This window comes from Haladaptatus sp. SPP-AMP-3 (genome assembly GCF_049568665.1).
Lineage (GTDB): Archaea > Halobacteriota > Halobacteria > Halobacteriales > Haladaptataceae > Haladaptatus > Haladaptatus paucihalophilus.
This window is the reverse complement of record NZ_CP145897.1, coordinates 3029256-3041880: the sequence shown is the minus strand read 5'-3', so window position 1 is coordinate 3041880 and position 12625 is coordinate 3029256. Positions and strand designations below refer to the sequence as shown.

Genomic DNA, 12625 nt, shown 5'->3' with positions numbered 1-12625 from the left:
AATTAGCCTTACCAGAACTTGAGGTTGTTCTTCACCGCTTCTCGTTTGAGCTCCTGGATGTGCTCGGTCAGCGGGATATCTTTCGGACAGACGTTCGTACAGGAGAACTGGGTCTGACAGCGCCAGACGCCGTGTTCCTGGTCGAGGATTTCGAAGCGGTGTTCCTTCATGTCCTCGCCTTCGCGTTTGTCCATGGCGAACCGGAACGCCTTGTTCAGCGCCGCCGGACCGAGATACTGGTTGTCGCCCGCCGCGATGTTGCACGAGGACATACACGCACCGCACCAGATACAGCGCGTGGACATCTTGATTTTCTCGCGGTTTTCGCGGGTCTGGCGCTGTTCTTCCAGTTCGTCGCTCGGCTCGTCGTTGGTCTGGAAGTAGGGTTCGACCGAGTGCATCTGGTCGTAGAAGTGCTCCATGTCGACAACGAGGTCCTTGACGACCTCGGCGTGCGGGAGCGGTTCGACGCGAATCGGCCCGTCCAAGTCCGAAATCTGCGTCTTGCACCCGAGTCGCTGCGTGCCGTTGATGAACAGCGCGTCGCTGCCGCAGATGGCCTGTCGGCAGGAGTGGCGGAACGTGAGCGTCGTGTCGAACCGGTCACGTGCGTACATCAGCGCGTCGAGGACGGTCATCCCCTTCTCGAAGGGGACGTAGAAGTCGTCGAAGCGGGGGTCCGTCTTGCCCTCGACTTCGGGGTCGTAACGGAACACCTTGAGGTGGACCGTCTCCTCGTCCGCCTCGGTCGGCTCCTGCACCTCTGACGACCGCCCTTGACGGGCCTTCTTTTCCGCCCGTCGGCGGTCGCCGGGGGTTTCGGTGCGCTCGGTTTCGGTCTCGCTCTCTGATTCTTCGGTTAGTTGCGTGCTCATTTACATCAACCCGTTCATGACGAGTGCGACGTAGATTCCCTGCGCAGAAAGCAGGACGCCAGCCACGACGAGAACCCATTTGACCGCGGTCTTTCGACTCCCCGAGAGACCCTGGTTTATCAGGGCGGCGTAGACGCCGTTGACGCCGTGGAACGCCGCCGTGAGGAGGAACAGCGTCATCGTGAGGAAGTACCCGATTTGGGACATCCGGGCATGTGTGCCCGCGAACGTCACTTCGTACGCGTGGTTGACGAAGTGAAGCATGAAGAAGTGGAACGCCAGCACGACGACGAGGAACGCCGCCGTGACGCGCTGGAGGAACCACGACATGCTTCCGCTCTGGAAGGAGGAGTAACGCTCCGCCATTCAGAACGCCCCCTCCATGAACGTCGGAACGCTCGCCAAGACGATGACGGCCGTCACGATAAGCGAGGCGTAAAAGCTCTTGTCCTGCGATTCGAGTCCGACACCCAAGTCGACGAAGAGGAGTCTGACGCCGTTGAGAATGTGGAAAACGGCCACGGCGAGCAGGCCCACTTCACCGATTCGGACGATGGTCAGCCCTTCGAGACCACGAATCGTTGCGGTGTAGGTGTCTGGATTTGCCGTGGCGGTACTCAGCACGGCGATGTGCGTGAACAGGTAGCCGATGAGTACCCACCCGGTAAATTTGTGGAAAATCCAGGCCCACATCCCGGCCGAAAACTCGCGCCATCGGCCGAAGTCCTCGATGAGGCCCCGGTTGTACGATTGACTCATTCCAATCGGATGGTCGGTACTGGGAGCAAATAGAAGTTACTACCTGTCCGCGTTCTTTCCGGGAAGTTGCGTCCGCGTTGATAGCTCTCGCGGAGGCGAGCGGTGATTTCGCATTTCCGTGTGAGAGGTCCTCTAACGTGTGAAATCCCGACCCGCATCGTGGTCGGATCGCGTCCGGCGGCAAAAATAGCTGTCAGCGATTCGCCGACTCACGGATTGCCGCTTTTTTCGAGCCGACGACACCGCCTCGTCACTGCTCGCCGAGTTCGGGTGCTCCCACGTATCCCGGCGGTTGGACGTCGCCCTCGGCTTCGGCGTGTGCCCGGTCGCGTTTCAGCGCCCGGCGGGTGTCCGCGTTCAGTTCGACGATGTGACAGAGCGGGTTCCCCGGATACACCACGGGGTTCTCCAGAACACCGACGAGGAGGCCGGTGAAGGGAGCCTCGACGATTTCGCGTTCCGTCTTGAACGGGTTCGTGATGGAGCAGATGGGCGTCCCCTCGTAGACGAGCGACCCGCGGTCGTAGTGCATCTCCACGAGGCCACCGGCGTCCGCGCGGAGCCACGTTTTTTCCTTCTCGTCGTCGATGACGGTCCGCCAGCCGGGCCACTTCACCGGGTCGTCCGGGTGGAGGTTGTACTCCGCGAAGACGCTCATCACGCCTTCGAGCGCTTGGTCGATGAAGTTGCGCTGGAACCGGTGGGCCTCGCCCATCTCGATGGTTATCGTCGGCGCACCGCTTTCGGACGCCTCGCGTCGAAGCGCCCCGGACGGGCCGGAGGAGGAGATGATGACGTTCGACCCGAACGCTCGTGCGAGCCGAGCGACGTCGGGGTCTTGCATGTCCGCCCGAACGTGGAGCATGTTGGTTCGGCCGCGGGTGGACGTGTGGAAGTCGATGCCGAGGTCGCACGGTTCGAGGAAGTTGCGATATATCTGGTCGGCCATCCGCTTCGCGCTCGTGGAATCCTCGCGGCCGGGGAACGAGCGGTTCAGGTCGCGGTCGTAGATGGGGAGGTATCGCTGTTGGGCGAGAAAGCCCGGAACGTTCAGCACGGGCATGCAGACGATGGTGCCGTGGAGTTCCTCGTGATTCCAGTCGTAGGCGACTTCGCGCACGACCTCGATACCGTTGAGTTCGTCCCCGTGGGCCGCCGCGGAAAGGAAGATGGTCGGCCCCGGATGCTCGCCGTTGATGATGGTGACGGGTATCCGTACCGGATCACCGAGATACGTCTCGCTGATTCCGTACCGGATGTTCTGCGTCTCGCCCGGCTTCACGATACCGCCATTATACGTGAACGGCTCCGCCTCGTCCCCGGTCATGTACGTCACTCGGGGACCACCGCATAAAAACATACTACTACACTTGTCCGATTCCGAAACCATTCCGTGAGAGCCGTTGACGCTTCAAATCGACTGGGAACGATTTAAGACCGAACGCACGAAATGTACCCTACATGGCTTCTGACGGTTCACCCGTTCGCGTAGGGATACTCAGTCTACACAACAGCAAAGAAACGAAAGCGATCTGCAACGCCATCGAAGACCTCGGTCACGAACCGGAGTGGCTTCGCCACGAGAACACGGCGGTCGAAATCAAGGACGGAGACGTCACGCTCGAACCCGACATCGACGTCGTTGCGAACCGGCTGTTGCTGTCCAATACGGAACAACCCTCCGAAGCCCTCGGACTTGCGAACATCTACGACTCTCTCGTTCCGATTCTCAACCGACCGCACGCGGTTATGACGGCGATTCACAAGTTCTCCACCGCGTCGAGTCTCGCGGATGCTGGCATCCAAGTCCCGGATGCACTGCTCGCGCTCGACACCGACCGCCTGAACGACGGGCGGGCGAAGTACGGCGAGGAAGCAGTCTACAAGACCGCCATCGGAACCCACGGCGGCGGGACGTGGAAGGTCGGCGCGGAAGAGTTGGTCAATCCGCGCGTCGGCGAGCGGCAGGCGTTCCTCCAGGAACTCATCGAGCGCGACGAGGGACGACACCGGGACCTCCGCGTCTACGTCGTCGGCGACCGAATCGTCGGCGCGATGAACCGCTACGCGCCGGAGAACGACTGGCGAACCAACGTCGCGCTCGGCGGCGACGTGGAGGATATGACCGACGCGCTTCCCGACGACGTGGTGGACATCGCCCGTCGGGCGGCGGACGTCATCGGTCTCGACTACGCCGGTGTCGACCTCATCGAGGGACACGACGGCTGGTACGTCCTCGAAGTGAATCCGACGGCCGGGTTCAAAGGGCTGTACAAGGCGACCGGGCGAAGCGCGGCACCGTACATCGCAAAGGCCGCTATCGAAGCGGGCGGCGGCGAAGTGGACGACACCCGCGTCGAGGAACTGACCGCCACGCTCGACGATTCGGTCCCCTCGTGCAAACCCGTTAGCAGCAGCCCGGAGCCGACCGAACCCATCGTCATCGGCTACACCGAGGAAGTGCTGGTGAGCGGAACGAGCGGGTCGGAGACGGTCGTCGCTAAATCCGACACGGGGGCCACCCGGTCGAGCATCGACACCAAACTCGCGGCGCAAATCGGTGCCGGTCCAATCAAGAGCATGACGCGCGTCAAATCCGGGAGCCGAAAGGCGAGCAAGTCGCGTCCCGTCGTCGACGTGGTTATCGGCGTCGGCGGCAACCGCCACACCGTCACCGCGAGCATCGAGGACCGAAGTCACATGGACTACCCGGTCCTCCTCGGCCGCGACATCCTCGAACACTATCAGGTGGACGTTCGGCGGCGCGTCGACGGCGAGGAGGAAGCCGAGATGGAAGAAGAGGAAGAACAGGAGGGGTAATCGACCGCGTTCGGGGACGATGTGGACGCGAGGGCGGCGCGACGCCGCCAAGCACGCCGTTTTTTACGCTCGGATTCGTACCGCTGGGCAGTATGGAACCTTCCCGTGACGGGGCAAAAGCGGATGCCGAGAGCCCCGAGCGCGTCCTCCGCGAGGACCCCGTGATGGCGGAACTGCTCGACAAGCACGACCCGTACACGGAATCAAACTGGACGGAGTACGAACGACTCTGTATCTCCATCATCAACCAACAGTTATCGACGGCGAGCGCCGCGGCGGTGAAAGAGCGCGTCTTCGCCCTGCTCGGCGAGGTGACGCCGGAGGCGGTGCTGGACGCCGCCGACGCCGACCTTCGGGACGCCGGGCTTTCGCGCACGAAAGTCGAGTATCTGAAGAACGCGGCGCGCGCGTTCCGGCGGAACGATTTCACCGCGGAAGGGCTGGCCGCGCACTCGAACGAGGAGGTCGTGGACACGCTGACCGAAATCAAAGGCGTCGGCGACTGGACCGCACGGATGTACCTGTTGTTCGTGCTGGAACGGGAGGATATCCTTCCCCTCGGAGACCTCGCGGTTCGGCGCGGAATCCAGCAGTTGTACGGCGACGGCGAGGAACTAACGCGCGAGGAGATGCGCGAAATCGGCGAGCGGTGGCGGCCCTATCGCTCGGTCGCAACGCGATACATCTGGGCCGAGTACGAATCGGACTGAGCGGAGAACGCTCCGATGCGGCGGTCGCTTGCGCTCGCAACTGAAACGGAGAGAAAACGTGATTGCCGTCGTTCCGTCGCGTTCACCGCGATTCCGACCCGTCAGTCGTCGTGGCCGTGACCGTGGTCGCCGTCATGCCCGTGACCACGGCCGTGGTCGCCATGGCCGTGTCCGTGGTCGTGGTCGTGATCGCGGATTCGCCGCCACACGGCGTGTTTCGTATCGAGGTGTCCCTCGCCGTGATAGGTCGGGTCGTCGAGGTCGCGGGCCGTGGCTTCGAGGTGCTCGCGCACTTCGCCGGGCGTCGCGTCCGGGTTGACGCTCTTGACGAGCGCGGCGACCGCCGCCACCTGCGGCGACGCCATGCTCGTTCCTCCCTTCCATCCGTACGCGGGGACCATCCCGTCGTCGCCCCACTCGAAGACCGTGCTCAGCACCAAGTCGTACTGAGCGTTGGCGTCCTCGGGTGCGTCTTGGTCGAAGTTTCCGCCGGGGGCGCTGATGTCGATGGCTTCCGCGCCGTAGTTGGTGTAGTACGCCGGTTCCCACGTCGGTTTGCGGAGGTGGTGCAGCGCCCGCCGGTAGTGATGTCGGTCGTGATTCCAACCACCGTGGCCGCGTTTCTCCTCGTGTTTCTTCTTCCGCTGTTCGTCGTCCCAGAGGAAGCCGATGGGACCGGTGGCGCTGATGCTCATCACGTTGTCGGCCTCGTTCGGGAGGCTAATCACGTCGCCGTCAGCGTCGAGGTTGGCCGAATCGTTCCCCGCCGCCGCGACGAGGAGCGTGCCCTTCTCGTTCGCGTATCCCGACGCACGCTCGATTGTGTCCTGTAGCAGTGCCGTATCGGAATCGTTCGGGAGCGGGTACGCGCCGAGACTCATGTTCGCCACGTCGGACTCGATGTCCGCGCTGTACACCATCGCGGCGACGATATCGCCGAAGGTGGCGAACGGTCCCGTGAACACGCGAAGGGCGACGAGGTCGGTGTCCGGCGCGGTGCCGATAACGCCGTCCTCGTTCGACCCGTCAGCGGCGATGATACCCGAGCAGTGCGTTCCGTGGTCGCTGAGTATCGGATTGAAATCCCCGCCGTCGCCGGTGAAGTTCTTCGAGAGGTCCGTGTTGAGCGCGTGTTGGAGGTCCGGGTGGGTTTCGAGCGCACCCGAGTCGATGACCGAAACGCGCGTCCCTTCACCGCGCGTCCTGCGGTGGACCTGTAGGACGTCCTGTGCTTGTTTGTCCCATTGAAGATCGTAGCGCGTGTCGTGGGGATGGTGACCCGGATGCTCGTGGTGTTCGGTCTCGGCTTGGTTGAGTTCCATTTCGACGTCTTTCGAGTAGCGCGTTCCGCTGACGTCGCTCTTCTCCGCCTTGACCACGGCGATGTCTATCTGGTCGAGATGATGAACGACTTCGAGTCCGTCGAGGATGTCCGACGAGGCATTTCGCAAATCGACTATATATCGGTCTTCCCGCGATTCTGCCGAAACGGTCGGTATCGTCAGTGTTAGTCCACCAAGTGCTGCCCCAGCGCCCTTCAGGAAAGAACGGCGCGTCGGTTTTCGTGACATTCGGTTGCACATCCCATTACAAATATATTAATCTTAATACTCTACTATTGTTGAAAAATTTGAGAGATAATTCTTTATTTTATACTACAACCAGATGAATACGGTGGCGACGAACTCAGTCGTCGTGTCCGTGACCGCGGTCGCCATCGTGTCTATGGTCATCGTCGCCGTCGTGACCGCGATCGTGGTCATCGTCGTGACCGTGACCGTGGTCGTCGTCCCCCATTTCCTCCCAAACCGCTCGGGCGGTATCGAGGTGTCCCTTGCCGTGATAGGTCGGGTCGTCGAGGTCGCGGGCCGTGGCTTCGAGGTGCTTGCGCACTTCGCCGGGCGTCGCGTCCGGGTTGACGCTCTTGACGAGCGCGGCGACCGCCGCCACCTGCGGCGACGCCATGCTCGTCCCCGCCTTCCACCCGTAGTCGGCGACGCGCTCGCCGTCCGATTCGGTGAAGACGGTGCTCAGAACGAGGTCGTAGTACCACTTGGAATCGGTGCCGATGGCGTCCTGGTCCGCGTTTCCGCCGGGAGCACTGATATCCACCGCTTCCGCGCCGTAGTTGGTGTAGAAGGCCGGTTCGTACGTCGGTTTACGGAGGTGGTGGAGCGCGGCGTGGTAGTTGCGCTTTTCCCTTCCATTCCCCTCGTCGTCCCACCGATAGCCGATGGGACCGGTGGCGCTGATGCTCATCACGTTGTCGGCCTCGTTCGGGAGGCTGATTACGTCGCCGTCAGCGTCGAGGTTGGCCGAATCGTTCCCCGCCGCCGCGACCACGAGCGTTCCCTGTTCGTTCGCGTACGAGGCCGCGCGCTCGATGGCGTCGCGGACGACCGCGGTGTCGGAATCCTTCGGCATCGGATACGCGCCGAGACTCATGTTCGCCGCATCCGATCCGATATCCCCGCTGTACACCATCGCCGCGATGATATCGCCGAAGGTGGCGGTCGGCCCGGAGAACACGCGAAGGGCGACGAGGTCGGTGCCCGGTGCGGTGCCGGTGACACCCTTGCCGTTCCGGTCGTCGGCGGCGATGATGCCCGAGCAGTGCGTTCCGTGGTCGCTCTCGACCGGGTTGAAGTCACCGCCGTCGTCGGTGAAGTTCTTCGAGAGGTCTGTGTTGAGCGCGGATTGCAGGTCCGGATGGTCCTCGAACGCACCCGAGTCGATGACCGAAACGCGCGTCCCTTCGCCGCGCGTCCTGCGGTGAACGCGCGGAACGTCCTGCGCTTGTTTGTCCCACTGGAGTCGATACAACGGGTCGCTCATCCGCTTGTGTCGGTCGCGTTCGTCCCCGTGATGTTCCACCTCGGGGAACGTGACAGTCATCTCTACGTCCTTCGAATGTCGAGTCCCACTCATCTGCGCGTCGTCGGCCCTGACGACGGCGATGTCGATTTGATCGAGCCGATGGACTACTTCGACATCGACCAAATCGCCTTCGCTCGCGGACCGGAGGTCGAGGATGTATCGGTCTTCCGACGAACTCGCGGAAACCGTCGGCACCGTTATCGTCAGCCCTGCGAGGGCCACCCCTGCACCTTTCAAAAAGGAACGTCGAGTTGGTTTTTGTGACATTCCGATAGATATCAACTGTTCCTCGCTTTAACAGTATGTATTCCGGCAACGAATAACGTGCGTCTAGACGACGGGAACCACGCGTGTCCAGACGACGGAAGCGAATACGACGGGACGACACTCCCGTCCGCGAGTGTCGTCCGCCAAAAGAGGTTCGAAATCGGAATCCTCGCTCACGGCGTCGCGGTGGCGACGCCGCGTCGGAGCGATACAGCCGTATCGGTAGCGACTAGAAACTCTCCGAGGGTTCCAACTCGACCGCGAGGTCGAGATACGACTCTATCGGCATGTTCGGCTCGTCGAACCGGACTTCCTCACCCTCTCGGTCGATAACACCGGCCGCTTCCATCTTCGGGAGATGTTTGTGACGCAATTCCGTGAGAACGTCCTCCTCGTCGTGCTCCGTCGTGCGGTCGTCCCACTCGACGATTCGTTCGGCGAGTTCCTCGCGTTCGACGGAATGGTCGCTCTTCCGAAGGTGATAGAGAACGTATCGGCGACGGTGGTCGGAGAGGACCTCCATTATCGTATCGAGCTCGTCCGGCCTACCCCAGTCATCCTCCGAATTCGTACCCGTAACACTGGTCGAGTCGGAACTCATCGTTACTAGCATTGTTACGAGAGAAACGCAAAAGAACGATGCCTACACACCTAGGTATGGTTCGGTGGGTCGTCAGAACCCTTTGCCGAGCAGTTCGCGGGCGATGATGTTCTTCTGTATTTCCGTCGTCCCCTCGTAGATCTGGGTGATCTTCGCGTCGCGGTAGAGCCGCTCCACGTCGAAGTCGTTGACGTAGCCCGAACCGCCGTGAATCTGGACCGCTTCGTCGGCGCATTCGACCGCGACGCGCGAGGAGAACTCCTTCGCCATCGAGGCGAGTTGGGTAAGCTGCCCGTCGCCGTTGGCGACGCTCCACGCGGATTTGTAGGTGAGGTTACGCGCGGCTTCGGTCTTCGTGTGCATCTCGGCGAGTTTGTGCTGGATTGCTTGGAAGTCGCTGATGGAACGCCCGAACTGCTCGCGCTCTTGGGCGTAGTCGAGCGCGCGTTCACAGGCACCCTTAGCGATACCGACACCCTGCGCGGCGACGGCCGTCCGGGTTTCGTCGAAGAACTGCATGAGTTGGAGGAAGCCCATGCCGCGCGTGCCGACGAGGTTCTCCTCGGGAACGCGCACGTCGTCGAAGATGAGTTCGGCGGTGTCGGAGGCGCGGATACCGAGTTTGCCCGTTATCTTGTCGGCCTCGAATCCGTCGCGGTCGGACTCGACGATAATCTGTGAGAACCCGGCGTAGCGGTCGTCGGCGTCGGGGTCGGTCTTCGTCATGACGACGAAGTAGTCGCCGATGGACCCGTTCGTGATCCACATCTTATTGCCGTTGATGACCCACTCGTCGCCGTCCTTCTCGGCGGTCGTGGAGACGGAGGAAACGTCCGAACCGGTGTCGGGTTCGCTGATGGCGGTTCCCATGACGGCATCGCCCGCCGCGACCGGCGCGAGATACTCCTCTTTCTGCTCTTCGGTCCCGAACTCGCGGATGGCGTCGCCGCCGAAGGCCGTGCTCGTGATGCAGAGACCGATACCGGGGTCCACGGCGAACAGTTCCTCGACGATGATGGCGACTTCGAGGGGCGAGTAGCCCGCACCACCGTACTCGATGGGGATGTTCGCGCCGGTCAGTCCCATCTCGGCCGCCTTGTCGATAATCTCCCACGGATACTTCTCCTTCTGGTCGTACTCCTTCGCGATGGGTTCGACCTCGTTCTTTGCGAACCGCCGCACTTCGTCACGGATGGCTTGCTGCTCGTCTGTCAGCTCGAAGTCCATGTACATGGGTTACGGGGCAACGAATAAATCGTTTTGTAACCGGATATAAACTGGAAGGTAGTTTATTAGCTCGGAGAGAGAAACGTTGAAACACCCCCGTAACGAGGTTTCTTACATGGAGCTCAAAGATATCAACACCATAGCGGTTCTCGGAGCTGGCAACATGGGCCACGGAATCGCGGAAGTCGCCGCACTCGCGGGATTCGACGTGAACCTGCGCGACATCAAAGACGAGTTCGTCCAGAACGGCTACGAGAGTATCGAATGGAGCCTCGACAAACTCGCCGAGAAAGAGCAGATCAGCGAGGCGGAGGCCGACGCCGCGCTCGACCGCGTGACGCCCCTCGTGGACTTCGAGGAAGCCGTCTCCGACGCCGACTTCGTTATCGAGGCCGTCCCGGAGAAGATGGCCATCAAGAAGGACGTGTACGGCGAGCTCGAGGAGTACGCACCCGACCGAGCCATCTTCGCCACGAACACGTCCAGCCTCTCGATAACCGAACTGTCCGAGGTGACGAACCGCCCCGAGCGATTCTGCGGGATGCACTTTTTTAACCCGCCGGTTCGGATGCAACTCGTCGAAGTCATCACGGGTGCACACACGGACGAAGACGTCCTGGACGTGACCGAGGAGTTAGCCGAGGAGATGGGCAAAACGCCGGTTCGCGTGCGCAAGGATAGTCCCGGATTCATCGTCAACCGCGTGCTCGTTCCCCTGATGAACGAGGCCGCGTGGATCGTCGAGTCCGGCGACGCCACCGTCGAGGAAGTCGACAGCGCGACGAAGTTCGACATGGGTCTGCCGATGGGGAGTTTCGAACTCGCGGACCAGGTCGGCATCGACGTCGGCTACCACGTCCTCGAATACATGCACGAGGTGCTCGGCGACGCCTACGAGCCGTGCCCGCTCCTCGCCGAGAAGGTCGAGGAAGGGAACCTCGGCAAGAAGACCGGCGAGGGCTTCTACGACTACGAGAACGGCGGCGTGGACGTCCCGACCGATGCCGGAAGCGAAGACATCGTACTCCGCTTGCAGGCCGTGATGGCGAACGAAGTCGCGAACCTCGTCGGCAACGACGTCGCCCCCGCGAACGAAATCGACGAGGCGGTCATGCTCGGCGCTGGCTTCCCCGAAGGCCCGGCCCGGATGGCCGACGACGCCGGACTGGACACCCTGCTCGAGACGCTCGAATCCCTCCACGAGGAGACCGGTGCGGCGCGGTACGAACCCGCGGACTACCTCGAAGAGCGCGCCGACGTCGGCGGCTTCGCCGACCAGACCGAAGACGAGGGTATCGAGTTCGAGGCCATCCGCATCGAGAAGCCGGGTGAGATGGTCGGCCAAATCGTCCTCGACCGCCCGCACCGCATGAACACCATCAGCGGGCAACTGCTCGACGAACTGTCCGAGGCCATCGACCAGTTGGAGGCGGACGACGAGGTTCGCGCCGTCCTCATCACGGGCGAGGGTGGCAAGGCGTTCTCCGCCGGTGCGGACGTCCAGAGTATGGCCGCGGGCGGTGCCGACCCGATTGGTGCCATCGAACTCTCACGCAAGGGTCAGGAGACGTTCGGCAAACTCGAATCCTGCTCGATGCCGGTGGTCGCCGGAATCGACGGCTACTGTCTCGGCGGCGGGATGGAGCTGTCCATGTGCGCCGACCTCCGAATCGCCAGCGAGCGCTCCGAACTCGGACAGCCGGAACACGACCTCGGCCTCCTGCCGGGATGGGGCGGCACCCAGCGCCTCCAGCACATCGTCGGCGAGGGTCGAGCCAAGGAGATAATCTTCACCGCGGACCGCTTCGAGCCCGAGACGATGGCCGACTACGGCTTCGTGAACGAGGTCGTTCCGACCGAGGAGTTCGAGGACCGCGCGTTCGAACTCGCCGCGAACCTCGCGGGCGGCCCGCCCATCGCACAGAAGTTCACGAAGCGCGCGATGCTCAAGGGCTGGGAGAGCACGGAAGCGGGACTCGAAATCGAAGCCCAAGCGTTCGGTCACCTGATGGCCACCGACGACCTGATGGAAGGTATCACCGCCTTCATGGGCAAACAGGACCCTGAATTCGAAGGAAAGTAGACTGCTATCCCTTCCCACAAGGGATGGCACCGAATGACGCGGAATCCGCCCGCTGTCGGTCGATAACGGAAGGTTTAAACTAGTCCAACAGAAAGCAGTGAGTGCGAAGAAGCGTAGGACGCTCGGTTGGTGTAGTCCGGCCAATCATCTTGGCCTTTCGAGCCGAGGACCAGGGTTCAAATCCCTGACCGAGCATATTTCTGAACGAACGAAGTGAGTGAAGAGAGACGCGCGCAGCGTCGGGATTTGAGGTACGGAAGAGGCAGTCTCGCCGAGGGCGAGCAAGCGTCTTGGCGAGTTCGAATCCCTGACCGAGCACTGTTCCCGATTTCAGTTCCGCAAGCGACCGCTGTGTGGTCGTTCATCCTCACGAGGATCAGTTTTGAAGCGACATTTCGATCACGAA

The 12625-nt window shown here is 62.0% G+C and carries 11 protein-coding genes and 1 tRNA gene; 4 read left to right on the top strand and 8 right to left on the bottom strand.

From position 1 onward, the window contains the following. Positions 1-8: 8 nt before the first annotated feature. From V5735_RS16550 to V5735_RS16535, 4 genes are all read right to left on the bottom strand, one after another. Positions 9-875, bottom strand: a complete 867-nt coding sequence (locus V5735_RS16550; RefSeq protein ID WP_423744516.1) for a succinate dehydrogenase/fumarate reductase iron-sulfur subunit — start codon at positions 873-875, stop codon at positions 9-11. Beyond that, positions 876-1241, bottom strand: a complete 366-nt coding sequence (locus V5735_RS16545) for a succinate dehydrogenase (protein ID WP_423744515.1) — start codon at positions 1239-1241, stop codon at positions 876-878. Then, a complete protein-coding gene (gene sdhC, locus V5735_RS16540) occupies positions 1242-1634 on the bottom strand; it encodes a succinate dehydrogenase, cytochrome b556 subunit (RefSeq protein ID WP_423744514.1) in 393 nt (130 codons plus the stop codon). It lies immediately after the preceding gene. Positions 1635-1884: 250 nt separating this feature from the next. Next, positions 1885-2961 carry a succinylglutamate desuccinylase/aspartoacylase family protein gene (locus V5735_RS16535; protein WP_423744513.1) on the bottom strand — a complete coding sequence of 359 codons (1077 nt, stop codon included), beginning with the start codon at positions 2959-2961 and terminating at the stop codon, positions 1885-1887. Between the two features lie 134 nt (positions 2962-3095). Between V5735_RS16535 and V5735_RS16530 the strand changes: the two genes are divergently transcribed. Together V5735_RS16530 and V5735_RS16525 are read left to right on the top strand one after the other, a co-directional pair. Next, positions 3096-4454, top strand: coding sequence for a RimK family alpha-L-glutamate ligase (locus V5735_RS16530; protein WP_423744512.1), 1359 nt, complete (start codon positions 3096-3098; stop codon positions 4452-4454). 92 nt (positions 4455-4546) lie between these two features. After that, entirely contained in the window at positions 4547-5164 is a 618-nt protein-coding gene (locus tag V5735_RS16525; protein ID WP_423744511.1) for a DNA-3-methyladenine glycosylase family protein, read from the top strand. Positions 5165-5265: 101 nt separating this feature from the next. Here the strand turns inward: V5735_RS16525 and V5735_RS16520 are convergent, their stop codons facing one another. The 4 genes from V5735_RS16520 to V5735_RS16505 all read right to left on the bottom strand — a co-directional run bounded on the left by V5735_RS16520 (position 5266) and on the right by V5735_RS16505 (position 10136). Then, entirely contained in the window at positions 5266-6735 is a 1470-nt protein-coding gene (locus tag V5735_RS16520) for a S8 family peptidase (protein WP_423744510.1), read from the bottom strand. 115 nt (positions 6736-6850) lie between these two features. Then, complete coding sequence (locus V5735_RS16515) at positions 6851-8308, bottom strand: S8 family peptidase (RefSeq protein WP_423744509.1); 1458 nt, start codon at positions 8306-8308, stop codon at positions 6851-6853. Between the two features lie 229 nt (positions 8309-8537). Continuing rightward, positions 8538-8831 carry a DUF7344 domain-containing protein gene (locus V5735_RS16510; protein WP_423744508.1) on the bottom strand — a complete coding sequence of 98 codons (294 nt, stop codon included), beginning with the start codon at positions 8829-8831 and terminating at the stop codon, positions 8538-8540. 150 nt (positions 8832-8981) lie between these two features. Continuing rightward, complete coding sequence (locus tag V5735_RS16505; protein WP_423744507.1) at positions 8982-10136, bottom strand: acyl-CoA dehydrogenase family protein; 1155 nt, start codon at positions 10134-10136, stop codon at positions 8982-8984. Positions 10137-10251: 115 nt separating this feature from the next. On the opposite strand from V5735_RS16505, the gene V5735_RS16500 reads away from it, so the two are divergent. Together V5735_RS16500 and V5735_RS16495 are read left to right on the top strand one after the other, a co-directional pair. After that, complete coding sequence (locus V5735_RS16500; protein ID WP_423744506.1) at positions 10252-12219, top strand: 3-hydroxyacyl-CoA dehydrogenase NAD-binding domain-containing protein; 1968 nt, start codon at positions 10252-10254, stop codon at positions 12217-12219. Positions 12220-12339: 120 nt separating this feature from the next. Further along, positions 12340-12414, top strand: a tRNA-Glu gene (locus V5735_RS16495). Positions 12415-12625: the final 211 nt, after the last annotated feature.

Excerpts from the sequence above, each read along its gene's own strand:
- V5735_RS16550 (WP_423744516.1), bottom strand. The coding sequence starts at position 875 with ATGAGCACGCAACTAACCGAAGAATCAGAGAGCGAGACCGAAACCGAG.
- V5735_RS16545 (WP_423744515.1), bottom strand. The coding sequence starts at position 1,241 with ATGGCGGAGCGTTACTCCTCCTTCCAGAGCGGAAGCATGTCGTGGTTC.
- sdhC (WP_423744514.1), bottom strand. The coding sequence starts at position 1,634 with ATGAGTCAATCGTACAACCGGGGCCTCATCGAGGACTTCGGCCGATGG.
- V5735_RS16535 (WP_423744513.1), bottom strand. The coding sequence starts at position 2,961 with ATGACCGGGGACGAGGCGGAGCCGTTCACGTATAATGGCGGTATCGTG.
- V5735_RS16530 (WP_423744512.1), top strand. The coding sequence starts at position 3,096 with ATGGCTTCTGACGGTTCACCCGTTCGCGTAGGGATACTCAGTCTACAC.
- V5735_RS16525 (WP_423744511.1), top strand. The coding sequence starts at position 4,547 with ATGGAACCTTCCCGTGACGGGGCAAAAGCGGATGCCGAGAGCCCCGAG.
- V5735_RS16520 (WP_423744510.1), bottom strand. The coding sequence starts at position 6,735 with ATGTCACGAAAACCGACGCGCCGTTCTTTCCTGAAGGGCGCTGGGGCA.
- V5735_RS16515 (WP_423744509.1), bottom strand. The coding sequence starts at position 8,308 with ATGTCACAAAAACCAACTCGACGTTCCTTTTTGAAAGGTGCAGGGGTG.
- V5735_RS16510 (WP_423744508.1), bottom strand. The coding sequence starts at position 8,831 with ATGGAGGTCCTCTCCGACCACCGTCGCCGATACGTTCTCTATCACCTT.
- V5735_RS16505 (WP_423744507.1), bottom strand. The coding sequence starts at position 10,136 with ATGGACTTCGAGCTGACAGACGAGCAGCAAGCCATCCGTGACGAAGTG.
- V5735_RS16500 (WP_423744506.1), top strand. The coding sequence starts at position 10,252 with ATGGAGCTCAAAGATATCAACACCATAGCGGTTCTCGGAGCTGGCAAC.